Origin of the sequence: Williamsia sp., from assembly GCF_016462415.1 — a bacterium.
In the GTDB taxonomy this organism is placed as follows: domain Bacteria; phylum Actinomycetota; class Actinomycetes; order Mycobacteriales; family Mycobacteriaceae; genus Williamsia_A.
The window spans coordinates 1-23,577 of record NZ_JAEMTF010000018.1; the positions used below are offsets into that span (position 1 = coordinate 1).

The following is a 23,577-nucleotide window of genomic DNA, read 5'->3' on the forward strand; positions in this document are numbered from 1 at the left end:
ACGGCGGTCTGGGTGGTCATGTGCAGCGAACCGGAGATGCGGGCGCCCTTCAGCGGGGCCACATCTGCGTACTCACGACGCAGCTCCATCAGTCCGGGCATCTCCGCCTCGGCCAGGTCGATCTCCAGCCGGCCGTAGGCGGCGAGAGAGAGGTCCGCGACCTTGAAGTCGATCCCGCCGAGGTTGTCCGCACTGAGGGCTGTCTGAACCGATGTCATGTAGTACTCCTGGTTGGCGACCGGCTCCCAGATCGGGACCGATGTGTCGCCCTACAGGCTAACGAATAACCCGCTCAACCGCGAAAACAGCGTCTGACGGGTTCGTGACGACTGGGCCGTGTCGCATCACGGAACCGCCGACGTTGTGACCGTCCCCAGCGGGACCGCACGATCGTGTGCGTTCACCGGTGCGCGGCGCCGGCCGCGGAGGTCAACACCGGGGCGAAGATCTCGGCGAGGTCGTCGGCCACGTCGCGATCCCCCTCTGGCGGCATGGCTATGTAGCTCAGCGCCATCCGGGAGATGGCCCGGCCGACGCGATGCGCCTCGGTGGGGTCGACCCGTAGCCAGCTCTGCTGCAGCATGGCCGACAGCTGATCGCTGGCCCGGGTGATCAGAGGCGAGGCATCGGTCGTGATCAGACGCAGCAGATCCGCTTTGGCCTCGCCGCGCAGCAACGACTGCACCAGCGGGTCCGACGCGGAGATCGCGAAGAAGTTCGAGAACCCCTCCCGCAGGGCGTTGCGGACCTCGCCGACGTTGCGGTGGACCGCGTCGGTGACCACCGTGCAGAACTCGTCGGTCAGGCGGGTCGCGTATGCCTGCGCGAGACCCAGGCGGGAACCGAATTCGTTGTAGACGGTCTGCCTGCTCACGCCGGCCGCGGCGGCCACGTCGGTCATCGTGACCGTCGACCAGTCGCCGTTGCGGAGCAACCCACGCATGCCGTCGAGCAGCGAGGCACGCAACAGCGCCTTGGTCGCCTGCTGATAGCCCACCGGCTTCGCCGGAACGTCGGTCACGGCGCCCAGGCTACCGACCCGGGTGAGGTGCGGCGCACCGGCGACGACGCTGCCCGCAACCATCAGCCGCGCGCGATCTCGACCATCTCGAAGTCGGCCTTCGCCGCCCCGCAGTCCGGGCAGCTCCAGTCGTCGGGGATGTCATCCCACCGGGTGCCCGGGGCGATGCCGTCCTCGGGCCACCCCTTCTCCTCGTCGTATTCGAAGCCGCACTGCACGCAGATGAAGAGTTTGTAGTCCATGGTCATTTCCTGTGGTCGAAGGTGTTGTCGTGTCGGAAGTTGTTGCGCCCGAGCCCATCAGGCGGGTTCGAAGTCCATCTTCTCGCGGACCCCGCAGTCGGGGCAGGGCCAGTCGTCGGGGATGTCGGTGAACGCCGTACCCGCCGCGAAACCCTCCCGGGGCGCCCCGGCCGACTCGTCGTAGACGTAGTCGCACACGGGGCAGCGGTAGGCGCTCACAAGGCGGCTCCGGGCTCCCCCGCGGACGCGGCCAGCGCGCCGATCCGGTCCCGCGCCTTCGCCTCTCTGCCGGGTTGGATGTTGATGCGGTCGGCGTCGCCGGCGTAGTGCTCGACGACCCGGTGGTCCATGACCGCACGCCACAGGGGCGGGAAGTACGCGAGGCCGATCATGCTGGCGTAGCCGCTCGGCAGGCTCGGCGCCTCGTCGAAGCTGCGCAGCGTCTGATACCGCCGGGTGGGGTTGGCGTGATGGTCGCTGTGCCGCTGCAGGTGGTACAGGAAGATGTTGGTGACGATGTGGTCGGAGTTCCAGCTGTGCTTCGGCGCGCAGCGCTCGTAGCGACCCGACTCCGTCTTCTGACGCAGCAGTCCGTAGTGCTCGAGGTAGTTGACCGTCTCGAGCAGGGTGAAGCCGTAGATCGCCTGGATCACCAGGAACGGGAGCACGCCCCATCCGAAGACCCCGGTCAGCACGGCGAACAGCGCGACACTCATCGCCCACGCGTTGAGGACGTCGTTGCTGGGGTGCCACACCGGTCGTTCGAGGCGCTGCATCCGGGTCTTCTCCAGTCCCCACGCCGATCGCAGGCTGCCGATCACGCTGCGGGGCCAGAACCGCCAGAAGCTCTCGCCGAAGCGTGAACTCGCCGGGTCCTCGGGGGTGGCGACGCGGACGTGGTGGCCGCGGTTGTGCTCGATGAAGAAGTGGCCGTAGAACGTCTGCGCCAGGGTGATCTTCGACAGCCACCGCTCCAGGGACGCCTTCTTGTGTCCCATCTCGTGCGCGGTGTTGATGCCGACGCCACCCATCACACCGACGGAGATGGCCAGACCGATCTTCGACACCAGGCCGAGGCCCCCGTCGATGCCGATCCAGCTGAGGTTGTCCGCCGTCCACAGGTAGCAGGCCAGGATGAGCGTCGCGATCTGGAACGGGATGTAGGCGTAGGTGCAGTAGCGGTAGTACCTGTCGTTCTCCAGCGCCTCCATCACCTCATCCGGCGGGTTCTGGCCGTCGGGGCCGAAGAAGATGTCGAGGATCGGCAGCAACACGTAGACCAGGATCGGCCCGATCCACCAGAACACGGGCGTGACGACCTCGGCTCCGAGTGCGTTCAGTCCGGCCACGAGACCGAGCGCCAGGAACACCGCGGTCGGTGGGACGAGCCCGAACAGCCACATGTAGCGCTTGCGGTCTCGCCATTCGCTGATCGGAGCGGATGGCCGCTCCCGGGTTTCACTGCTCATGCTCGTACGCCTCCTTGTGCCGTGCATCACTTCTCACGTTGACAATAGATGATGATACGTCGATTGGCTATACAAACTGCAGTATTTGTAAATCAATGCACGATGTCGACGTTCGCGGCCCCGACCACGCATACGACGGCACCCCGCCGATCGGGTGATCGACGGGGTGCCGGTACTGCGGGTGCGTTCGCGCGTCAGGTCTCCGAGCCCACCGGGTGGGTGGCCTTGCCGTCGACCGAGTCGACCTCGCCGCGCTCGCGTCGGCCGACCATGGAGTGTCGTCGGCTGTAGAGGAAGTAGAACAGCACGCCGATCGCCATCCAGACCACGAAGCGGATCCACGTCAGTGCGGACAGGTTCAGCATCAACCACACGCAGGACACGATGGCGAGGATCGGGATGACCGGCATCCACGGGACGGTGAACCCGCGCTTGAGGTCGGGGCGCTTGCGTCGCAGGACGATGACACCGGCGGCCACGACGACGAACGCGAACAGCGTGCCGACGTTGACCATCTCCTCGAGCTTGTCGATGGGGAAGAACCCGGCGACGACCGCGACGACGACGCCGACCAGGATCTGGATGCGGGCCGGCGTGCCCCGGGCGCTGGTCTTGCCCAGTCCGCGGGGCAGCAGTCCGTCGCGGCTCATCGCGAACAGCACGCGGGCCTGGCCGAGCATCAGCACCATCACGACGGTGGTGAGTCCGGCCAACGCACCGATGGAGATGGCCTTCTCGGCCCAGGTGATGCCGTTCAGACCGAACGCGTAGGCGAGGTTCTTGGGTTCGCCGTCGCCCGCCGAGGTCGCGAGGTCCTTGTAGTTGACCATCCCGGTGACGACGATCGTGACGAGTACGTAGAGGACGGTCACGATCGCCAGCGAGGTCAGGATGCCGCGCGGCACATCGCGCTTGGGGTTCTTCGTCTCCTCGGCGGTGGTCGCCACCACGTCGAATCCGATGAACGCGAAGAAGACGATGGATGCGGCCGCGAGCAGTCCGTACCAGCCGTAGTTGGAGTCGCCGCCGCCGGTGATGAGCGAGAACAGCGTCGACTCGACCGACTTGCCGCCGCTCTCCGAGGGCTCGGAGTCGGGGATGAAGTTCGAGTAGTTCGAGGTCTTGACGTAGAAGAACCCGACGATGATGACCAGTAGGACCACCGCCACCTTGACGGCGGTGATGACGGCGCTGACCCGGGACGACAGCTTGGTCCCCAACACGAGCAGCGTGGTGATGGCCGCGACGATCACCAGCGCACCCCAGTCGACGTCGAGTCCGCCGACCTCGGCGGTGCCGCCGGAGAACCCGAAGACCGTGCCGAGATAACTCGACCAGCCCTTGGACACCACCGCGGCACCGACGGCGAACTCCAGCACGAGGTCCCAGCCCAGGATCCAGGCGAGGAACTCTCCGAAGGTCGCGTAGCCGAAGGTGTATGCCGATCCGGCGACGGGGACGGTGGATGCGAACTCCGCGTAGCAGAGGGCCGCGAGCCCACAGGCGATGGCGGCCATGATGAACGAGATCGAGATCGCCGGGCCGGCGAGGTTGCCTGCCGTGGAGGCGGTGATGGTGAAGATGCCCGCGCCGATGACCACGGAGACACCGAAGACGGTGAGGTCGATCCAGGTGAGGCTCTTCTTGAGCTGCGAACCGGGCTCGTCGGTGTCGGCCATCGACTGCTCCACCGACTTGGTGCGGGTGAGCGAGTGCCGTATCGAGCGCTGCGGCGCGGGGTCGGATCGCGTCATTGACGAACTCCTGACGGTCGGGACGTGACACACCCGGTCGGGATCTCGGCCGGATGGATGTCGGATTCTTCGGTGACGCTCACCTTGCCATGCCGAGGGTGGCGGGTGTCACATTCCCCGGTCTATGTCGGGCTCGAGGTAGATCACCCGCGCGATCGGCAGGGTCTCGCGGATCGTCGCCTCGGCCGAGTTGATGGTGTCGGCGATCTGCACGGCGGTGGCCCCGGCGGGGGTCGCGAACTTGGCGGCGACGAGCAGTTCGTCGGGGCCGAGGTACTGGGTCTTCATGTGGATCACGCGGTCGATGCCGGGTTCGGATCCCAGAGCGGTCATCAACGTCTTCTCGTCGGAGGCCGTGGCGCCCTCACCGATGAGCAGGCTGTGCATCTCGACGATCAGGATGACGGCGATGACGCCGAGCAGGATCCCGATGGCCAGGGTTCCGATGCCGTCCCAGACCGCGTCACCGGTGATGGTCGCGAGTCCGACACCCCCGAGCGCGAACGCCAGACCGATCAGCGCACCGGTGTCCTCGAGCAGCACCACCGGGAGTTCGGGGTTGCGCGAGTTGCGGATGAACCGCCACCAGGAGGCGCTGCCCTTGAGCGGGCGCGACTCGCGGTAGGCGGTGGAGAAGCTGTAGCCCTCGAGGCAGATCGCGAGGACGAGGATGACGACCGCGACGATCGGCGACTCCAGTTCGTGCGGGTGCACGATCTTCTCGTATCCCTCGTAGATCGCGAACAGGGAGCCGAGCGTGAACAGCACCAACGCGACGACGAACGAGTAGAAGTAGCGGCTGCGGCCGTAGCCGAAGGGGTGCAACCGGTTTGCCGACTTGGCGGCCTCCCGCTGCCCGAGGAGCAGCAGTCCCTGGTTGGACGTGTCGGCCACCGAGTGCACGGCCTCGGCGAGCATGGACGACGATCCCGTGATCGCGAAGCCCACGAACTTCGCCGCGGCGATCCCCGCGTTGGCCGCGAGAGCCGCGATGATCGCCTTCTTCGAGCCCTCGGCCGACATGGGGTCCTTCCGTCACCGGTGTGGGAGTACCGATGAACCCTAGCGCCCGCGACGGTGGATGTCGGTGCGATGTCCGCGATCCGGGCTCGGGCGCGCTCAGGGCATCCAGCCCGGGCCACGCATGGTGTCGAGGAGTTGGTTCACCGCATGGCCCATCCGATCCCCCGAACCGGGGGCGATCGTCGTCCACATCCGTCCGTCACGGGCGATGCTCGGTTCGGCGATGATCCGGCCGTGGTCGGTGTCGTAGACCGACACCGTTCCCGACGACTCGGTCCGCACGCCGTCGACGGTGGAGGTCGCGACCAACTCGCCTCGCGCCCGGCAGGTCTCGAAGGCGAGCGACATGGTGTGCGCGTCGGCGCGGGTCGCGCCGACGGCGCAGAAGCAGGCGGCGTAGTCGTCCACGCACTCGCACCGGTCGAGCCGATCGCGCAACTCGTTGGTGGGCACGCTGAGCCCGGCGAACCGTGCGACCTCGGCGGCCCCGAACACCGACCCGACCACCCGTCCGATGTCGTCGATGTCGACGATCCGCGGGGCGGACAGTTCGATGGTGTCGCCCGAACGCACCGCGAAGACGTGGTCGAAACCCCGACGCGCGAGGCAGGCCCGGTGGATGGCCGTGTCGTCGGTGATGCAGATGTCGATCTGCGCCTCGGGCGTGCCGAGGACCGCCAGGGTCGCCTCGGTCCACGAGGTCGGTCGGGCCCGCTCGTCGACGAGTCCGATCGCCCGCATCTGGTCGAGCGGACGGTCGCCGACGGCCAGGCCCTCGCCGGTGACTCCGCCGGTCGGTCCGTCGGGCGTGGCCAGATCGAGCACGGCGGGCCACGCGGAGACGCCGCCCGCCAGACCCAACCGGACCAACGCCTCCGAGCTGAGCGACACCTCGGCCGCGTGTGTCCTCACGTTCACGCTTGCGAACCTCCCCCCGCGGAGCTGCGCGGCCATACCGCGTGCACAGATGGTGCCACAGGCCGTCACCGCGGGCGTCGGTTGCGAACGGCGCATGGGCAGATTCACCGTCGGTCGCCGACGACGTTGTGGACCGGGACCACACTGTGGACACATCGGGTGATCCATCGTCGGCGGGATGACCGGTAGTAAACTCGCGGTGCCGGCCGCTCGGGGACTCCTCGGCGTCCGGCGGGGGTCGGGTTCGAGACGCACGACTTCGCCGCGCAGGACACATTCGTGCCGTCACGTCATCGTCAGGGGAATCTTGCAGTGAGTTTCGACAACAGCGGCACACCTCCGTGGCTGCGACCGGGCGCCGGAAACCAGGACAGCGGATCCGCATCCGAGGCCGCCGATCCGTTGGCGGGCGAGGCGGGCGAGGCCGCTGATCAGCGATCATCCGGACGTCACACGGACCCTGAACCCGGTTCAGACACGGCCGGGACCCCGGAATTCGACTCCATGGAGCGCGGCACCCCCGGCCCGCAACGCAACGCTCCCCCGTCCTGGCTCGCGGGCGGTCCGCCGCAGCCGGCGGAAGGACTCGACGACGCGACGCGATGGATCCCCACCGTCGGATCCGACGCGCCGCAACCACCGGCACCGCCGTTCGATCGGTCGGGCCCGGTCGACGCGCCCCCGTATCCGCCGGCCCCGCACCCTGACCGGCCCGCGTACCCGCCGAACCCGCAGTACGGCGGGGCTCCGTTCCCGCCCCCGTACGAGCAGCCCCGACCGCCGTTCGACCCAGGTCCCCAGCAGCACCAGCCGCCGATCAACCCGGCGTCGGATCCGTTCGGACGTCCCCCGGGTCCGTCCGCGCCGCCGGAGAACCGGCCGGGACGCACGTCCATCGACGAGGTCGCGTTGCTGCGCAAGGCCCGTCGCGCCCCCGGCAGCGGCTGGCGTCGTGCGGTGCACCGGATCTCCGCGGGCACCATCAACCCCGGCGACTCCCCCGACGACATCTACTACCAACAGCTCGTCGAGCGGGTGAACCGCCCGGTCCGGGGTGACTACCGGATCGCGGTCCTCTCGCTCAAGGGCGGCGTCGGCAAGACGACCACCACGGTCGGTCTCGGATCGATCTACTCGTCCCTGCGCGGCGATCGGGTCATCGCGGTCGACGCGAACCCCGACCTCGGCACGCTGGCCCAGCGGATCCCGCAGCAGACGCGGTCCACCGTCCGCGATCTGCTCGCCGACTCCTCGATCTACCGGTACTCCGACGTCCGGGCCCACACCTCACAGAGCCCGAGTCGCCTGGAAGTGCTTGCCTCCGAGAGGGATCCGGCCGTCGCCGAGGCGTTCAGCGAACAGGACTACCGCGGCGTGATGCGCGTCCTGCAGCGGTTCTACAACATCATCCTCACCGACTGCGGCACCGGACTGAGCCACTCGGCGATGAACGGCGTCCTGGACCTGGCCAATGCGCTGATCCTGGTCAGCTCGCCCGCGATCGACGGCGCGCGCAGTGCAGGCGCGACGTTGGACTGGCTGCAGGCACACGGCTACGGCCACCTCGTCAGCCGTGCGGTGGTGGTCCTGAGCTCGTCTCGATCCGGCGCCTCGACCATCGACACCAAGCAACTCAGTCAGCACTTCCTGACCCGGTGCCGCGCGGTGCAGATGATCCCGTTCGATGATCACCTCGCCGAGGGCGCCGAGATGGACCTCGAATTGCTCGGCAAGGGCACCCATCGGGCGCTGGTCGAGCTGGCCGCGACGGTCGCCGACGACTTCTCCTCGACCAACCTCCGCCGGACGGATCCCTTCTATCAGTGACCGCGAGCGGTGACCGGCCGCTCGTCGGACCCGGTCGCCGCCTCGCCGCTCACCCCTGCGTCGCCCGACACCTCGGCATCGTCGGACACCTCGGCGCGGTTGGCGCGGCGTCGCGCGAGTCCGCGGCGGACGAGGTGGACGGTGATGGGCACGATCACCGTGGCCGCCGACGCCATGATCATCAGATCGATGTTCTCGGCGATGATCGTCACGTCGCCCAGCAGGTAGCCCAGGACGATGATCCCGGCACCCCAGAAGGCGCTGCCCAGGATGGAGAACACGGTGAAGTCCCGGTGGCGCATCCGGGTGAAACCGGCCAGCAGCGGGACCAGGGTCCGCACGATGCCGATGAATCGGCCGAAGAACACCGTCAGCGGCCCGTAACGCTCGAAGAACCGGTGCGTCCGGTCGACGGGTTCGGGGCCGATGAACCGCATGACGCGACCCTGCAGCACCCCGGCACCCAACCGGCGTCCGATGAAATACCCGCACTGGTCGCCGAGCGCCGCCGAGAGCGGGACCAGCACACACGGCAACCACAGCGGGGCGTACGGGTCGGGTTGCGCGGCAAGGATTCCCGCGGTGAAGAGCAGGGAGTCGCCCGGGAAGACGAACCCGACGAGGACACCGGTCTCGAGGAACACCAGGACGCAGAGACCGATCAGTCCGCCCGTGGCCATGAAAGAGCTCACGTCGAACGGGTTCACTGCTCCGACGATAGGAGATCGTCATGTGCCCCGCCGGTCCGCGCAGCAGGTTTCACCGCCCCGAGTCCGGGAGTTCATCTCCCGGTCACCGGTACCGAATCTCCCCCCGTGGTCAGCGGGTGGGGCCAACCTGGGGTTCACTGAGAGGCGAAGCGGTGTCACAGACGAGGCCGCGCCGGAGAGCGAGGAGTGGCCCCGTGGCGAAATCGACGGTGTTGCGTCCTGTCCCGACCTCAGCGCAGTCGGTCGAGTTCCGGACAATCCATGGGTACCGGCGGGCGTACCGCGTGGCCGGCAGCGGGCCCGCACTGCTTCTCATCCACGGCATCGGCGACAACTCGTCGACGTGGACCGAGGTCATCGACCTCCTCGCCCAGCACTACACGGTCATCGCGCCGGATCTGCTCGGACACGGACTGTCCGACAAGCCGCGCGCGGACTACTCCGTGGCCGCCTACGCCAACGGCATGCGCGACCTTCTGTCGGTCCTGAACATCCGCCGCGTGACGGTCGTGGGCCACTCCCTGGGTGGCGGCGTCGCGATGCAGTTCTGCTATCAGTTCCCCGAGTTCGTCGAGCGACTGGTGCTCGTGGCCGCGGGCGGCGTCACCCGTGACGTGAGCCCGCTGCTGCGACTGCTCGCCCTCCCCGGCTTCGACCAGGCGATCGCGGGACTCCGCCTGCCCGGAGTCGTCCCGGCGGCACATCTCGTCGGTCGATGTACCGCCGCTCTCGCGCGCACCTCCCGGATCCGGTCGTTGCCCGCCCCCGCTGCGGTACGTAGCCAACTGCACGACGCCGTCGAGGTGATGCGCATCGTCAACGGGCTCATCGACCCCACCGCGCACTCGGCGTTCATCCGCACCCTGCGGGCGGTGGTCGACTGGCGGGGTCAGGTGGTCACGATGCTCGACCGCAGCTACCTCACCGAACGCCTCCCGGTCATGCTGGTGTGGGGCACCGACGACACCGTCATCCCGTATGCCCATGCCCTGCTCGCCCATTCGGCGATGCCGCACTCCACGTTGGCCACCTTCACCGGCGCCGGACACTTCCCGTACCACGACGACCCGACCCGCTTCGTGAACCTCGTCGAGGAGTTCGTGACGACCACGACCCCGATGGTGCACGATCCGCTCGAGTGGTCCCGTCTGCTCAGCGCCGGTGCGGCGACCGCGGACCTGACCGGCGACGAGTCGGTGCAGTTGGCGGTGCTCGACGCGATGGCCGAAGAGCGCAGCGCCACCTGAGCGAACTCATCGACAGACACGGCCGCGGCGGACGTGGGAACATCGGGACATGACCGAGACCCCAGATCCCGCCCCGGACGGCTGGTCGGCGACGCCACCCTACGGCGCTCCGTCATACGACCCGTCGCAGTACGGCACCCCGCAATACGGCCAACAGGCCTACCCGGGCCAGTCGCTGCCACCCGAGCAGGGATACCCGACCGCGCCATACGGGCAGCAGCCGCCTACCCCGGGCTACGGGCAGGCCGGTTACTCGGTGCCCGGTTTCGCGGGCATCGCCGATCCGTGGGCACCGTACGGACGTGACCCCGCCACCGGGACCCCGCTGTCGGACAAGTCCAAGACCAGCGCGGGACTGCTGCAGTTGTTCCTGGGCGGATTCGGAGCCGGCCGGTTCTATCTGGGCCACAACGGGATCGCGATCGCCCAGGTGATCACGCTGATCCTGGGCTGGGCCACGTTCTTCTTCGTGGTCGGCTTCTTCGTCCTGCTCGCGCTCGGCATCTGGACGCTCGTCGACGCGATCATGATGTTCTCCGGCGGCGTGCGCGACAGCCGCGGGCTGATCCTGCGGCCCTGACCCTACGGCCCCGACGGCCCCTCGCCGCAGCAACCGATCGCCGCGCGGACCTCCCGGGTGGTCTCTCCGCGTTGCGCCCACTGGTCTGCGGGCGGGTAGTCGACCCCGATGAGAGTGAGCCCGCAGGCCGGGGCGACGGGGACCGAGCTCGACCGGCTGCGCTCGGCCAACAGGCTCGCGCACCACTCGATGGTGCGGCGTCCCTCCCCGACCGCCCCGACGGCGCCCACCAGTGAGCGGACCATCGACCAGCAGAACGCGTCGGCGCTGACGTGCGCGGTGAGGACGCCGTCGGCGTCGGCGGACCAGTCGAACCGCTGCAGATCGCGGACCGTGGTCGCCCCCTCGCGGCGTTTGCAGAACGCGGCGAAGTCGTGCAGACCGATCAGGGTGTCGGCGGCCGCGCGCATCCGCTCGATGTCGAGCGGTCGGGTCCAGTGCGCGGTGTCGCGGGCACGGATCGGTTCGGCGCCGGACGCCGAATCGGTGAGTCGATAGCGGTAGTGCCTGCGCAGGGCCGCGAACCGCGCATCGAAGTCGGACGACACCTCCTCGACGGCCTTGACGCGCGCGTCCGGGGGCAGCATCTTCGCCATCCGGCGGACCAGCATGGTCGGATCGCCGGCGATCGAACGGGTGTCGAGTGACGCGCGCGAGACGTCGCAGTGCGCGACCTGGCCGACGGCGTGGACCCCTGCGTCGGTGCGCCCCGCGACGGTCAGGGTGACCGGCTCCCGCAGGATCGTGGTCAGCACCCGTTCGAGTTCGCCGCACACCGTGCGCAGACCCGGCTGTCGGGCCCAGCCGGCGAAGTCGGTGCCGTCGTAGCCGATGTCGAGACGCAGCCGCACCGTCTCCGACGCCGGCATGGGGGCTTCGGCATCGGCCCCGGAACGACGGAACCCGCCGTCGACAGGGTCAACGGCGGGTTCGTCGGTGTTCATCGTGCGTGAGCGGTCAGCTCACTTGTCGTCGGACTTCTCGTCCGACTTCGGTGCATCCTCGTCGGAGATCTCTGCGGCGCTCTCCGCCCAGGACTCCTCGGTGGTGCCCTCGGCGACGGCGTCGGCGTTCTCGACGGCGGCGTCAGGGGCGTCGGCCTCGACCTGCGCGACGACGTTGTTGTCGTCCTGCGCAGCCTCGGCGGCCTCGGCCGGTGCGTCGGACTCCGTCGCGGCAGCGGCCGGGGCCGCCTTCTGCGATGCGGCGACACGGGTGGCGCGGCTGGCCTCCGACGATGCGGTCGACCCGGTCACCAGCTCGATCACGGCCATGGGGGCGTTGTCGCCCTTGCGCGGCAGCGTCTTGACGATGCGGGTGTAGCCACCGTCGCGATCGGCGAACGACGGCCCGATCTCGGCGAACAGCTTGTGGACGATGTCCTTGTCACGGATGTCCTTGAGCACCTCGCGACGGTGAGCCAGATTGCCCGCCTTCGCATGGGTGATCAGCTTCTCCGCGTACGGGCGCAGGCGCTTGGCCTTGGCCTCGGTCGTGGAGATCCGGTCGTGCTCGAAGAGCGCGGTGGCGAGGTTCGCCAGCATCGCCTTCTGGTGCGAGGCCGAACCGCCGAGGCGGCGCCCCTTGGTGGGCTTGGGCATTGATGACTCCTTGAAGAGCTCGCGGCCTCTCGGCCGGGAGAAGATGTGTGGTTAGAGCTGTTCGGTCTCTGCGTAGTCTTCGCCCGCATCCGCGTCGCCGAAGGCTGCGGGGTCGGACCAGGTGCCGGTGGCGGGGTCATAACCCGCGACCTGCGACGGATCGAAGCTTGCCGGGCTGTCCTTGAGCGCCAACCCCAGTGCGTGCAGCTTCACCTTCACCTCGTCGATCGACTTCTGACCGAAGTTGCGGATGTCGAGCAGGTCCGACTCGGTGCGCGCAACCAGCTCGCCGACGGTGTGAACACCCTCGCGCTTGAGGCAGTTGTACGACCGGACGGTCAGCTCGAGATCCTCGATCGGGAGGCTGAACGAGGCGATGTGATCGGCCTCGGCAGGCGAGGGACCGATCTCGATGCCCTCGGCCTCGACGTTCAACTCACGGGCGAGTCCGAACAGCTCCACCAGGGTCTTGCCGGCCGAGGCCAGCGCGTCCCGTGCGGTGATGGAGTTCTTCGTCTCCACGTCGAGCACCAGACGATCGAAGTCGGTGCGCTGCTCGACACGGGTGGCCTCGACCTTGTAGGTCACCTTGAGGACGGGCGAGTAGATCGAGTCGACCGGGATGCGGCCGATCTCGGCGCCCGACGCCTTGTTCTGCACGGCGGGGACGTATCCACGACCACGCTCGACGACGAGCTCGACCTCGAGCTTGCCCTTGTCGTTCAGGGTCGCGATGTGCAGATCCGGGTTGTGCACCGTGACGCCGGCGGGCGGCACGATGTCGGCGCCGGTGACGGCACCCGGTCCCTGCTTGCGCACGTACATGGTGACCGGCTCGTCCTCTTCCGAGGAGACGACCAGACCCTTGAGGTTCAGGATGATGTCGGTGACGTCTTCCTTGACTCCCGGCACGGTGGTGAACTCGTGCAGAACTCCGTCGATGCGGATGCTGGTGACCGCCGCGCCCGGGATGGACGACAGCAGCGTGCGCCGCAGCGAGTTACCGAGGGTGTAACCGAAGCCCGGCTCGAGGGGCTCGATGACGAACTTCGACCGATCGTCGGCGACGATCTCCTCGGAGAGTGTGGGTCGCTGTGAGATGAGCATGTAAAGGTGTTCCTCCTGTGTGGACGTCCGCTATTTGACGTCCTCGAGACCAAACAGCGTGTGCCGCTTGGGGGTGGACCGATCCGCGTCGGGGATTCCCGACGCTGATCGGACCGGTTACTTCGAGTAGTACTCGACGATGAGCTGCTCGGTGAGCGGCACGTCGATCTGTGCGCGCGAGGGAACCGAGTGCACCAGGATGCGCAGGGTGGACGGGACCACCTGCAGCCAACCCGGCACCACGCGATCGCCCTGGATCTCGCGGGCGATCTGGAACGGGACGGTCTGCAGCGACTTCGGACGGACGTCGATGATGTCGTACTGCGAGACGCGGTAGCTGGGCACGTCGACGCGCACACCGTTGACGGTGAGGTGGCCGTGCGTGACCATCTGACGCGACTGACGACGGGTGCGCGCCAGGCCGGCGCGGTACACGACGTTGTCGAGTCGGGTCTCGAGGATGGCGAGCAGTTCGTCGCCGGTCTTGCCGTTGCGACGGTTCGCCTCTTCGTAGTAGCGGCGGAACTGCTTCTCCATGACGCCGTAGGTGAAGCGGGCCTTCTGCTTCTCCTGCAGCTGCGTGCGGTATTCGCTCTCCTTGATCCGCGCGCGGCCGTGCTGGCCGGGCGGGTAGGGGCGACGTTCGAATGCCTGGTCTCCACCGACGAGGTCGACGCGCAGACGGCGCGACTTCTTGGTTGCGGGTCCGGTATAACGAGCCATTGTTTTTCCTTAACCTTTCCCGCTAGACCCGGCGCCGCTTGGGCGGTCGGCAGCCGTTGTGGGGTGCTGGGGTGACGTCGGAGATCGTGCCGACCTCCAGGCCGGCGGCCTGCAGTGAACGGATCGCGGTCTCGCGGCCCGAGCCCGGGCCCTTCACGAAGACGTCGACCTTCTTGACGCCGTGCTCCTGCGCCTTGCGGGCGGCGTTCTCGGCAGCGAGCTGCGCGGCGAACGGGGTGCTCTTACGCGAACCCTTGAAGCCGACGTGACCCGACGAGGCCCACGCGATGACGTTGCCCGCGGGGTCGGTGATCGAGACGATCGTGTTGTTGAACGTGGACTTGATGTGCGCGCTGCCGTGCGGGACGTTCTTCTTCTCGCGACGCCGCGTGCCCTTCTTGGGGCCCGCACTACGTGACTTGGGGGGCATTACTTCTTCTTCCCGGCGATGGTCTTCTTGGGTCCCTTACGGGTGCGGGCGTTGGTCTTGGTGCGCTGTCCACGGACGGGCAGACCCCGGCGATGCCGGATCCCCTGGTAGCAGCCGATCTCGATCTTGCGACGGATATCGCCCTGCACCTCGCGACGCAGGTCACCCTCGACCTTCACCGAGGCTTCGATGTACTCACGAAGCTTCGCGACATCGGCGTCGGTCAGGTCCTTGGCGCGGAGGTCGGGGCTGAGCCCGGTTCCGGCCAGGATTTCCTTCGAGGTGGTGCGACCCACCCCGTAGATGTAAGTCAGTGCGATCTCCAAGCGCTTCTCGCGCGGGAGATCGACACCAGAAACACGTGCCATCTGGCATTTCCTTTTCGTTTCGAAGGTCTGCTCCCAGTCCGTCCCCGCGAATCGAGATTCGGGGCTCCGGCCTTCGTCCGGAGGTGGGCGATCACGCGAATGTGGTCGCTGGTGCTGGGAGTTTCATGTCGTGCTCGATATTCGGTTGTGTCGCGCTTTTCAGGTGTTACTGACAAGCGATCTGTGATGCGACCTTCGGTCGTATCGAGTGCAGATCAGCCCTGACGCTGCTTGTGGCGCAGGTTGTCGCAGATCACCATGACCCGCCCGTTACGGCGGATCACCTTGCACTTCTCACAGATCGGCTTGACGCTCGGCTTGACCTTCACGTCGTTGTGCCTCTCGTGGTGGTGAGTTCCTCCCGGCACGCCGAAGCGCTCCGAGAGGCGGGTGGTGCTACCCGGACGAGATGCCCGGGGAGTTCGTTACTTGTACCGGTAGACGATCCGACCGCGGGCGAGGTCATAGGGCGAGAGCTCCACGACCACGCGGTCCTCCGGCAGGATGCGGATGTAGTGCTGCCGCATCTTGCCACTGATGTGCGCGAGCACCTTGTGACCGTTCTCCAGCTCAATGCGGAACATCGCATTGGGCAGGGGCTCGACCACGCGACCCTCGACCTCGATGGCGCCGTCTTTCTTGGCCATGTCCTCCACAATCTCTGTCGCTCGCACGTGGCGGCGACATCTCGTTTACCGTGTCGGTACGCACGTCGGGCGGGGCGCCGAGAGACTCGGCGGATCCTGCGTCGATTCGCCGGGTCTGCGCAGATCGGACGGCGAACCATCTGACCTGTGGGCACAGGAGTACCGGCGCGAAGCGCACCAGCGATCCACTTTACGCTTTCTGCAGGCGACAAGCCAAATTGCTGCTCAGCCCGCCGTCAGCTGCTCCAGGACGTCGGTGATGTCGTGGGTGGACTCGGGCGCACCCAGCACCTGGATGGCGACGTGGTCGGCGCCCGCGGCGAGATGGGCGTCCACCTGGTCGCGGATCGAGTCCTTGTCGCCGTGCGCGACCAGATCGTCGATCAGCCCGTCGCTGCCACCGTCGGCGATGTCGGAGTCGGTGTAGCCCAGACGCTTGAGGTTGGCCACGTAGTTGGCCAGGTGGAGGTACGGGGTGTCGACGGGCGGACGGCCGATCGCGCGAGCGGTCACCGGGTCGGTGTCGAGGACGATCTTGTGCTCCGGCGCGAGCAGGGCGTCGGGCCCGAGGATGTCGCGGGCGTAGGCCGTGTGCGCCGGGGTCGTCAGGTACGGGTGCGCTCCGAGCGCGCGGTCGGCGGACAGTCGCAGCATCTTCGGTCCGAGTGCCGCGAGGACGCGCCGGTCGGCGGGCACGCCCGCGTCGTCGAGCACGTCGAGGTAGTCGACCATCGACTGGTACGGCGAGGCGTACTCCTGCGTGGCCTCGCGGTGCCCGACCCCCACCCCGAGGTAGAAGCGGCCCGGGAAGTCGGTCTCCAGCGCGGCGAACTCGCCGGCGATGGCGGCGGGTTCGGTGTTCCAGATGTTGGTGATGCCGGTGGCGACGCGGATCCCGTCGGTCGCCTCGAGGATCGCCCGTGCCGGGGCCAGCGACGTCGGCGACCCGCCGAGCCAGATCGTGCCGTAACCGAGCTGTTCGATGCGGGCCGCCTGCTCACCCGTCAGCGTCGAGAAACCTGTCCACACCCCGTGCGTTCCGAATCCATGCATGTCCCGATTCAACTCCCCGGCGCCGTCATCCCTTCCGCGAGGTGGGCATCGGCGCTTCGAGCACCGTGTCGCAGTGCACCCGGGCGACGAGCGCACCGGTCCGACGGGTCAGCGCCCGCTCCAGGTCGCGACCACGACCGACCGGTATCGCGCGGAGCAGCCGGCGGCCGTCGTCGTCCGCGATGACGACGAGCACGTCGTCGACCCGGCTCTCGACATCTATCCAGTCGACGAGGGTCTCGATGACGCCGGCGTCGACGGGGCGTTCGAGTTCGACCAACTCGATGAGGGGATGCCGCGCGCGCCACTGGCGGCGGAAGTCGGAGTGGTCCTCCCCCGGCGCGAACACGTGCACCGCCCGCAGTGCTCGACCGAACGGACGGGATCGCACGATCGCCTCGTGCAGAACGGCCGCGTCGTCGACCGGGACGATCACCACACCGCGGGCACTCAGCGGGGTCCGCACCTGCCCCGGTCGGTGGTGGGCGGCCGGGCTCGTCTGGGTCGTGGTCACCGGACCGAGCCTGCGCGCCCGCGCGCTCGTGCGGGAGGTGTGTTGACGGGATCTCTACGGCTGCAGCCGCGTTCTTGACGCGGGTGCACGAGTCCGGACCGGCGGGGTTAGCTTGGCTGCATGCGAGCAGTCGTCACACGGGTCACCTCGGCGTCGGTGTCGGTCGACGGTGCGGTCGTCGGCGCGATCGACCCGCCGGCCGGATCAGCGGGACTGCTGGTGCTGGTCGGGGCCACCCATTCCGACACCGTCGACGTCGCACGCGCACTGGCCGAGAAGATCTGGCGCCTGCGCATCCTCGACGGCGAGGTCAGCGCCGCCGATGTCGGGGCCCCGGTCCTCGTCGTCAGCCAGTTCACGCTGTACGCCAACGTGTCCAAGGGGCGACGGCCGTCGTGGAACGCCGCGGCACCCGGCCCCGTGGCGCAGCCGCTCGTCGACGAGGTCGTGAACGCACTGCGGGTTCTGGGGGCGACGGTGAGCACCGGCGTGTTCGGCGCGCACATGATCGTCAGCAGCGTCAACTACGGGCCGGTGACGATTCAGATCGAGCTGTGAATCAGGGGCGGTTGGTGAGGATGCGCGGTCCGTCCTCGGTCACCGCAACGGTGTGCTCCCAGTGCGACGCACGCGATCCGTCGTCGGTCACGATGGTCCACTCGTCCTCGCACACAGACGTTTCCACCGTCCCGAGGGTGAGCATGGGCTCGATGGCCAGGGTGCTGCCGACCACCAGCTGCGGTCCGCGGTTGGGCTTGCCCTCGTTGGCCAGGAACGGCTCCATGTGCATCTGCCTGCCGATGCCGTGACCGCCGTACCCGGCAACGATCCCGAACGGGCGACCCAGGCGTTCCTCGGCGGCCCGCGTGCCCAGCTCGATCGCGTGCGACACGTCGGTCAACCGGTTCCCCGGCACCATCGCCGCGATGCCGGCCTCCATGGCGGTGCGGGTGGCCTCGTTGAGCTTCTCGTCGTCCTCACCGAGTTCGCCGATGCCGAAGGTCCACGCCGAGTCGCCGTGCCAGCCGTCGAGGATCGCACCGCAGTCGATCGACACGAGGTCACCGTCGGTCAACACCGTCTCGTCGGACGGGATCCCGTGCACGACGACGTCGTTGACCGAGCTGCAGATCGACCCGGGGAACCCGTGATAGCCGAGGAACGACGGCACGGCACCCGCGTCACGGATGACCGCCTCGGCGACCTTGTCGAGATCGAGTGTGCTGACCCCGGGGCCCGCAGCGGCGCGAACGGCCACGAGCGCGGCACCGACCACGGCGCCCGCGGCAGCCATGGCGTCGAGCTCACCGGCGGTACGGAACGGGACGACCTTCGCCTTGCGCAGACCCATCACGCGTGTCAGTCGTTCAGGGCGCGGAGCACACGCTGGTGCACCTCGCCGACGTCACCGATGGCGTCGATGACGGTGACCTGCTCCGCGTAGTAGTCCAGCAGCGGTGAGGTCTCCTTGATGTAGACCTGCATCCGGTTGCGGATGACGTCCTCGGTGTCGTCGGCGCGACCACGGGCGAGCATGCGCTCGACCACGACGTCCTCGTCCACCTCGAACGACAGCACCGCGTCGAGCGAGTGGTCGTTGTCGGCCAGGATCTTCGTCAGCGCGTCGGCCTGTTCGGTCGACCGCGGGAACCCGTCGAGGATGAAGCCGTTGACCGCGTCGGGTTCATCGACGCGGGCACGGACCATGTCGACCGTGATCTCCGAGGGGACGAGGTTGCCCGCGTCGAGGTACTTCTTGGCCTCGATGCCGACGGGGGTGCCCTCGGTGATGTTGGCGCGGAACAGGTCCCCGGTCGAGATGTGCGGGATGCCGAGGCTCTCCGAGAGCATCTCGGCCTGCGTTCCCTTGCCTGCCCCAGGAGGGCCGAGGATCACGAGTCTCACTTGAGGAACCCTTCGTACTTGCGCTGCATCAGCTGGCTGTTGATCTGCTTCACGGTGTCGAGTCCGACGCCCACCATGATCAGCACCGCGGTGCCACCGAACGGCAGGTTCTGCACTCCGCCGCTGTTGCCGATCTCGAGGAACAGGTTGGGCAGGACCGCGATCACACCGAGGTAGATCGAGCCGGGCAACGTGATGCGGGACAGGACGTAGCCGAGGTAGTCGGCGGTGGGCTGACCCGGACGGATGCCGGGGATGAACCCGCCGTACTTCTTCATCTCGTCGGCGCGCTCCTGCGGGTTGAACGTCACCGCCACGTAGAAGTACGTGAAGAAGATGATCATCAGGAAGTACACGGCGATGTAGACACCGTTGCTGGGGTCGACGAGATACGTCTGGATCTGGCGCTGCCACCACGGCTGCTCGCCACTGCTGCTCTGTGTGAGCTGGACGATCAGGTTGGGCAGGTAGAGCAGCGACGACGCGAAGATGACGGGGATGACGCCGGCCTGGTTGACCTTCAGGGGCAGGTAGGTCGACGAACCGCCGTACATCTTCCGTCCGACCATGCGTTTGGCGTACTGCACGGGTATCCGTCGCTGGCCCTGCTCGATGAAGACCACGCCGGCGACGATGATCACCGCCGCCACCAGGACGAGGAAGAACACCAGGCCACCGCGGGTGTCGAGGATCTGCTTGCCCTCGGACGGGATGCGTGCGGCGATACCGGCGAAGATCATCAGCGACATGCCGTTGCCGATTCCGCGCTCGGTGATGAGCTCGCCGAACCACATGACGACACAGGCACCGGCGGTCATGACGAGGACGATGATGACCAGACCGAAGATCGACTTGTCGTTGAGGATGTCCGCGCCGTTCTGGCAGTCGCGGAGCAGGTCGCCGCGGTCGGCGAGAGCCACGATGCCGGTCGACTGCAGCAGCGCCAGCGCGACCGTGAGGTAGCGGGTGTACTGCGTCATCTTCGCCTGGCCGGACTGGCCTTCCTTGCGGAGCTGCTCGAACCGCGGGATGACCACGGTGAGCAGCTGCACGATGATGCTCGCGGTGATGTACGGCATGATGCCGATCGCGAAGACCGACAGCTGCAGCAGCGCGCCGCCGGAGAACATGTTGATGAGGGAGTAGATACCCGCGGAGTCACCACGCGAGACCTCGTCGAGGCAGGACTGGACCTGTCGGTAGTCGACGCCGGGCGAGGGGATGGTCGCGCCCAGGCGGTACAGGATGATGATGCCGATGACGAAAAGGATCTTCCGTCGCAAATCCTGTGTCCGCAAAGCGGAGACAAAGGCGGAACGCACTAACTCCTCCTACCGAACGAGCACGCGCCTGCCTTGCTCAGCGGAGAACTCCCGCGGTTGCACCGCGTCGGCCTCGCCTTGCACAGGGGGTGATCCGTCGTTCTGGTCGGTCGGCCCCCTCCGCGAAGCCGCGAGGAGGATCGACGATGATCAACTCTTGAACTCTAACAGTGGTCCTCGCGGCGCCCGGTCGAACACCGAGCGCCGCGAGAACCGACGAGTCACAGCACCGTGGTGCTGCCGCCCGCCGCGCTGATCTTCTCGCTCGCCGACGTCGAGAACTTGTTGGCGCTGACCTGCACGGCCACCGACAGTTCTCCGTCGCCGAGCACCTTCACGAGCTCGTTCTTGCGAACCGCACCGGCTGCGATGAGCTCATCGACGCCGATGGTGCCACCCTCGGGGAAGAGGCGGGCGAGATCGCCCACGTTCACCACCTGGTACTCGACACGGTTGCGGTTGGTGAAGCCCTTGAGCTTCGGGAGCCGCATGTGGATGGGCATCTGCCCACCCTCGAAGCCGGCCGGGACGTTCTTGCGTGCCTTGGTGCCCTTGGTGCCGCGACCCGCGGTCTTACCCTTGGAGCCCTCACCACGACCGACCCTGGTCTTGTCGGTCTTCGCGCCCGGAGCGGGGCGAAGATGATGGAGTTTGATGGTCATTGGACTAAACCTCTTCGACTGTCACGAGGTGGCGCACCACGTTGATCAGGCCGCGGTTGGCCGGAGTGTCCTCGCGGGTGACGGTCTGACGGATCTTCCTCAGTCCGAGGGTCCGCAGGCTGTCACGCTGGTTGCTCTTGGTTCCGATCGTGCCCTTGATCTGGGTGATCTTCAGCTCTGCCATGTCATGCACCTTGTCCTGCGCGCGCCCGCAACATACCCGCAGGAGCGACGTCTTCGATGGGGAGGCCACGACGTGCGGCGACCTCTTCGGGACGCTGCAGCATCTTCAGTGCGGCCACGGTCGCGTGGACGACGTTGATCGCGTTGTCGCTGCCGAGGCTCTTGGCCAGGACGTCGTGGACGCCTGCGCACTCGAGCACGGCACGCACCGCGCCACCGGCGATCACACCGGTACCGGGCGATGCCGGACGCAGCATGACGACTCCGGCCGCGGCCTCACCCTGAACGGGGTGGGTCACGGTGCTGCCGATCAGCGGGACGCGGAAGAAGTTCTTCTGAGCCTCTTCGACGCCCTTCTGGATGGCGGCCGGGACCTCTTTGGCCTTGCCGTAGCCGACGCCGACCATGCCCTGGCCGTCACCGACGACCACGAGGGCGGTGAAGGAGAACCGACGTCCACCCTTGACCACCTTGGACACGCGGTTGATGGCGACGACGCGCTCGAGGCGGTTCTTGTCCTGCTCGCGTCCGCCGCGCTGGCCGTCGCGGCCACCGCCACGTCGGTCGCCGCCGCCGCCGCGACGGTCGCCGCCGCCTGCTGCGCCGCCGGCGGCTGCGCCTGCGGTGTTGTCGGTGCTGGTGGCGGGTCCGGTGCCGCCGTCACGCCGTTGACGTCCCGGCATCAGATGGTCCTTCCGTATGCGCAGTGGGCGCTGGTGTTGGTGTTGGTCATCAGAACGTGAGCCCTCCCTCGCGGGCGGCGTCGGCCAGAGCCGCGATCCGTCCGTGGTAGTCGTGCCCACCGCGGTCGAAGACCACCGTGTCGACACCCGCGGCCTTGGCGCGGGATGCGATCAGTTCGCCGACCTTGGCGCTCTGCGCCGACTTGTCGCCGCCGGAGCTGCGCACATCGGCCTCGATCGTCGACGCCGCCGCGAGCGTGGTGCCCGAGTGGTCGTCGATGATCTGGACGTGGATGTGTCGCGAGGACCGCTTGACCGCGAGACGCGGTCGCTGCGGGGTTCCGCTGATCTTCTTGCGCAGCCGGAAGTGCCGGCGTGCGGTGGAGCGGCGGCGACGGGTCGACACGTCTTTGCCGACCGTCTCGCGCTTCGTGGTTGTGGTTTCACTCATGTCACTTACCCGTCTTTCCGACCTTGCGGCGGATCTGCTCACCCTCGTAGCGGATGCCCTTGCCCTTGTACGGGTCCGGACGCCGCAGGCGGCGAATGTTGGCCGCGATCTGGCCGACCAGTTGCTTGTCGATTCCCGAGATCGAGAACTTGGTGGGCGACTCCACCGCGAAGGTGATGCCCTCGGGCGCCTCGATCGGCACCGGGTGGCTGTAGCCGAGGGCGAACTCGAGGTCCTTGCCCTTGAGCTGCACGCGGTAGCCGACGCCGAAGATCTCCATCTTGGTGGTGTAGCCGGTGGTCACACCGGTGACGAGGTTCGCCACCAGGGTGCGGCTGAGTCCGTGCAGCGAGCGGTTGCGACGCTCGTCGTTCGGACGGGTCACCACGATCGAGCCGTCCTCGGCGACAACCGAGATGGGCTCGGACACCAGCAGGGCGAGCTCGCCCTTGGGTCCCTTGACCGACACGGCCTGGCCGTCGATCTTCACGTCCACTCCGGCCGGGATGACGACCGGGTTCTTTCCAATACGCGACATTGAATCTGCCCCTTACCAGACGTAGGCGAGGACTTCGCCGCCGACGCCCTTGTTGGCTGCCTGACGGTCGGTCAGCAGGCCCGAGGACGTGGAGATGATGGCCACGCCCAGGCCGCCGAGAACCTTCGGCAAGTTGGTGGACTTCGCGTAGACCCGCAGGCCCGGCTTGGAGACGCGCCGCAATCCGGCGATGCTCCGCTCACGGGTGGGGCCGTACTTGAGGGTGACGACGAGACTCTGGCCCACCTCGGCGGGCTCGGTCCGGTAATCGGTGATGTAGCCCTCGCGCTTGAGGATCTCGGCGATGTTGCCCTTGATCTTCGAGTGCGGGAGTGTCACCTCGTCGTGAAACGCCGAGTTGGCGTTGCGCAGACGGGTCAAGAAGTCTGCGATCGGATCAGTCATGGTCATGAGTGACCGTCAACCTTTCTCGTGGCGGTTCCCATGCAACGCGTGCACACCGGTTCCGTTGCCGCTCTCGACGAGCGGCGCGGGCCTCGCATGTCACACCGTGGGCCTACTACGAAGTGTGTTTTGTCCTCACCGACTTCTGCCGATGAGGGGCCGTGCACCAGTGGTGCAGTCCGATTTCATCTCGG

The 23,577-nt window shown here is 67.6% G+C and carries 32 protein-coding genes; 4 read left to right on the plus strand and 28 right to left on the minus strand.

What is annotated here, in order from left to right; all coding sequences use genetic code 11:
• From JHC79_RS06840 to JHC79_RS06875, 8 genes are all read right to left on the minus strand, one after another.
• A partial coding sequence (locus tag JHC79_RS06840) for an adenosylhomocysteinase (protein WP_296389416.1) occupies positions 1–218 on the minus strand: 218 nt, incomplete at its 3' end.
• Positions 219–400: 182 nt separating this feature from the next.
• Entirely contained in the window at positions 401–1,021 is a 621-nt protein-coding gene (locus JHC79_RS06845; RefSeq protein WP_296389417.1) for a TetR family transcriptional regulator, read from the minus strand.
• Positions 1,022–1,083: 62 nt separating this feature from the next.
• Positions 1,084–1,263, minus strand: coding sequence for a rubredoxin (locus JHC79_RS06850; protein ID WP_296389418.1), 180 nt, complete (start codon positions 1,261–1,263; stop codon positions 1,084–1,086).
• Positions 1,264–1,320: 57 nt separating this feature from the next.
• A complete protein-coding gene (locus JHC79_RS06855) occupies positions 1,321–1,482 on the minus strand; it encodes a rubredoxin (protein ID WP_253662460.1) in 162 nt (53 codons plus the stop codon).
• On the minus strand, positions 1,479–2,732 hold the full coding sequence (locus tag JHC79_RS06860; RefSeq protein WP_296389419.1) for an alkane 1-monooxygenase: 1,254 nt from the start codon (positions 2,730–2,732) through the stop codon (positions 1,479–1,481). The genes JHC79_RS06855 and JHC79_RS06860 overlap by 4 nt, the downstream gene beginning before the upstream one ends.
• Positions 2,733–2,926: 194 nt before the next feature.
• A complete protein-coding gene (locus JHC79_RS06865; protein WP_296389420.1) occupies positions 2,927–4,486 on the minus strand; it encodes an amino acid permease in 1,560 nt (519 codons plus the stop codon).
• Between the two features lie 108 nt (positions 4,487–4,594).
• Positions 4,595–5,509, minus strand: a complete 915-nt coding sequence (locus JHC79_RS06870) for a cation diffusion facilitator family transporter (protein WP_296389421.1) — start codon at positions 5,507–5,509, stop codon at positions 4,595–4,597.
• Between the two features lie 96 nt (positions 5,510–5,605).
• Complete coding sequence (locus tag JHC79_RS06875; protein WP_296389422.1) at positions 5,606–6,427, minus strand: ESX secretion-associated protein EspG; 822 nt, start codon at positions 6,425–6,427, stop codon at positions 5,606–5,608.
• Between the two features lie 312 nt (positions 6,428–6,739).
• Between JHC79_RS06875 and JHC79_RS06880 the strand changes: the two genes are divergently transcribed.
• Complete coding sequence (locus JHC79_RS06880) at positions 6,740–8,254, plus strand: AAA family ATPase (protein WP_296389423.1); 1,515 nt, start codon at positions 6,740–6,742, stop codon at positions 8,252–8,254.
• On the opposite strand, the gene JHC79_RS06885 is transcribed toward JHC79_RS06880, so the two are convergent.
• Positions 8,248–8,961 (minus strand): DedA family protein, encoded by a 714-nt coding sequence (locus JHC79_RS06885; protein ID WP_296389424.1) that lies wholly within the window; start codon positions 8,959–8,961, stop codon positions 8,248–8,250. The two genes, JHC79_RS06880 and JHC79_RS06885, sit on opposite strands and share 7 nt — an antisense overlap.
• A 197-nt stretch (positions 8,962–9,158) precedes the next feature.
• Between JHC79_RS06885 and JHC79_RS06890 the strand changes: the two genes are divergently transcribed.
• The gene (locus JHC79_RS06890) at positions 9,159–10,211 is read left to right on the plus strand and encodes an alpha/beta hydrolase (protein WP_296389425.1); all 1,053 of its coding nucleotides are present in this window, start codon (positions 9,159–9,161) and stop codon (positions 10,209–10,211) included.
• 49 nt (positions 10,212–10,260) lie between these two features.
• Positions 10,261–10,791 (plus strand): NINE protein, encoded by a 531-nt coding sequence (locus JHC79_RS06895; protein WP_296389426.1) that lies wholly within the window; start codon positions 10,261–10,263, stop codon positions 10,789–10,791.
• Positions 10,792–10,793: 2 nt separating this feature from the next.
• On the opposite strand, the gene truA is transcribed toward JHC79_RS06895, so the two are convergent.
• The 10 genes from truA to JHC79_RS06945 all read right to left on the minus strand — a co-directional run bounded on the left by truA (position 10,794) and on the right by JHC79_RS06945 (position 17,234).
• Complete coding sequence (truA, locus tag JHC79_RS06900) at positions 10,794–11,660, minus strand: tRNA pseudouridine(38-40) synthase TruA (protein ID WP_296389461.1); 867 nt, start codon at positions 11,658–11,660, stop codon at positions 10,794–10,796.
• A gap of 93 nt (positions 11,661–11,753) precedes the next feature.
• Complete coding sequence (rplQ, locus tag JHC79_RS06905; protein ID WP_296389427.1) at positions 11,754–12,392, minus strand: 50S ribosomal protein L17; 639 nt, start codon at positions 12,390–12,392, stop codon at positions 11,754–11,756.
• Positions 12,393–12,443: 51 nt separating this feature from the next.
• Positions 12,444–13,499, minus strand: coding sequence for a DNA-directed RNA polymerase subunit alpha (locus JHC79_RS06910; protein ID WP_188489440.1), 1,056 nt, complete (start codon positions 13,497–13,499; stop codon positions 12,444–12,446).
• A 117-nt stretch (positions 13,500–13,616) separates the two neighbouring features.
• Positions 13,617–14,222 (minus strand): 30S ribosomal protein S4, encoded by a 606-nt coding sequence (gene rpsD, locus JHC79_RS06915; RefSeq protein ID WP_296389428.1) that lies wholly within the window; start codon positions 14,220–14,222, stop codon positions 13,617–13,619.
• Between the two features lie 22 nt (positions 14,223–14,244).
• On the minus strand, positions 14,245–14,652 hold the full coding sequence (gene rpsK, locus JHC79_RS06920) for a 30S ribosomal protein S11 (RefSeq protein WP_188489436.1): 408 nt from the start codon (positions 14,650–14,652) through the stop codon (positions 14,245–14,247).
• A complete protein-coding gene (rpsM, locus tag JHC79_RS06925; protein ID WP_045823657.1) occupies positions 14,652–15,020 on the minus strand; it encodes a 30S ribosomal protein S13 in 369 nt (122 codons plus the stop codon). Before rpsM ends, rpsK begins: the two co-directional genes overlap by 1 nt.
• A gap of 215 nt (positions 15,021–15,235) precedes the next feature.
• Positions 15,236–15,349, minus strand: a complete 114-nt coding sequence (rpmJ, locus tag JHC79_RS06930; protein WP_009679193.1) for a 50S ribosomal protein L36 — start codon at positions 15,347–15,349, stop codon at positions 15,236–15,238.
• Between the two features lie 96 nt (positions 15,350–15,445).
• Positions 15,446–15,667 carry a translation initiation factor IF-1 gene (gene infA, locus JHC79_RS06935; protein ID WP_007616247.1) on the minus strand — a complete coding sequence of 74 codons (222 nt, stop codon included), beginning with the start codon at positions 15,665–15,667 and terminating at the stop codon, positions 15,446–15,448.
• Between the two features lie 225 nt (positions 15,668–15,892).
• Complete coding sequence (locus JHC79_RS06940; protein ID WP_296389429.1) at positions 15,893–16,720, minus strand: LLM class F420-dependent oxidoreductase; 828 nt, start codon at positions 16,718–16,720, stop codon at positions 15,893–15,895.
• Between the two features lie 25 nt (positions 16,721–16,745).
• Entirely contained in the window at positions 16,746–17,234 is a 489-nt protein-coding gene (locus tag JHC79_RS06945) for a hypothetical protein (protein WP_296389430.1), read from the minus strand.
• 120 nt (positions 17,235–17,354) lie between these two features.
• Here JHC79_RS06945 and dtd point away from each other — a divergent pair, with 120 nt between their 5' ends.
• The gene (gene dtd / locus JHC79_RS06950; protein WP_296389431.1) at positions 17,355–17,792 is read left to right on the plus strand and encodes a D-aminoacyl-tRNA deacylase; all 438 of its coding nucleotides are present in this window, start codon (positions 17,355–17,357) and stop codon (positions 17,790–17,792) included.
• Between the two features lies 1 nt (position 17,793).
• Here dtd and map read toward each other — a convergent pair whose 3' ends face one another.
• The 9 genes from map to rpsH form a co-directional block, all read right to left on the minus strand.
• Entirely contained in the window at positions 17,794–18,585 is a 792-nt protein-coding gene (gene map, locus JHC79_RS06955) for a type I methionyl aminopeptidase (RefSeq protein ID WP_296389432.1), read from the minus strand.
• Between the two features lie 8 nt (positions 18,586–18,593).
• Positions 18,594–19,139: an adenylate kinase gene (locus JHC79_RS06960; RefSeq protein WP_296389433.1), complete on the minus strand. Its 546-nt coding sequence runs from the start codon at positions 19,137–19,139 to the stop codon at positions 18,594–18,596.
• Positions 19,136–20,461 carry a preprotein translocase subunit SecY gene (secY, locus tag JHC79_RS06965; protein ID WP_296389434.1) on the minus strand — a complete coding sequence of 442 codons (1,326 nt, stop codon included), beginning with the start codon at positions 20,459–20,461 and terminating at the stop codon, positions 19,136–19,138. Before secY ends, JHC79_RS06960 begins: the two co-directional genes overlap by 4 nt.
• A 221-nt stretch (positions 20,462–20,682) precedes the next feature.
• Positions 20,683–21,123, minus strand: coding sequence for a 50S ribosomal protein L15 (gene rplO / locus JHC79_RS06970; protein ID WP_253662477.1), 441 nt, complete (start codon positions 21,121–21,123; stop codon positions 20,683–20,685).
• Positions 21,124–21,127: 4 nt separating this feature from the next.
• Entirely contained in the window at positions 21,128–21,307 is a 180-nt protein-coding gene (gene rpmD / locus JHC79_RS06975; protein WP_188489418.1) for a 50S ribosomal protein L30, read from the minus strand.
• Between the two features lies 1 nt (position 21,308).
• Entirely contained in the window at positions 21,309–21,989 is a 681-nt protein-coding gene (rpsE, locus tag JHC79_RS06980) for a 30S ribosomal protein S5 (RefSeq protein WP_296389435.1), read from the minus strand.
• Between the two features lie 49 nt (positions 21,990–22,038).
• Positions 22,039–22,440 carry a 50S ribosomal protein L18 gene (rplR, locus tag JHC79_RS06985; RefSeq protein ID WP_188489415.1) on the minus strand — a complete coding sequence of 134 codons (402 nt, stop codon included), beginning with the start codon at positions 22,438–22,440 and terminating at the stop codon, positions 22,039–22,041.
• Position 22,441: 1 nt separating this feature from the next.
• Entirely contained in the window at positions 22,442–22,978 is a 537-nt protein-coding gene (gene rplF, locus JHC79_RS06990) for a 50S ribosomal protein L6 (protein WP_296389436.1), read from the minus strand.
• A gap of 12 nt (positions 22,979–22,990) precedes the next feature.
• Entirely contained in the window at positions 22,991–23,389 is a 399-nt protein-coding gene (gene rpsH, locus JHC79_RS06995; protein ID WP_253662480.1) for a 30S ribosomal protein S8, read from the minus strand.
• Between the last annotated feature and the right edge of the window lie 188 nt (positions 23,390–23,577).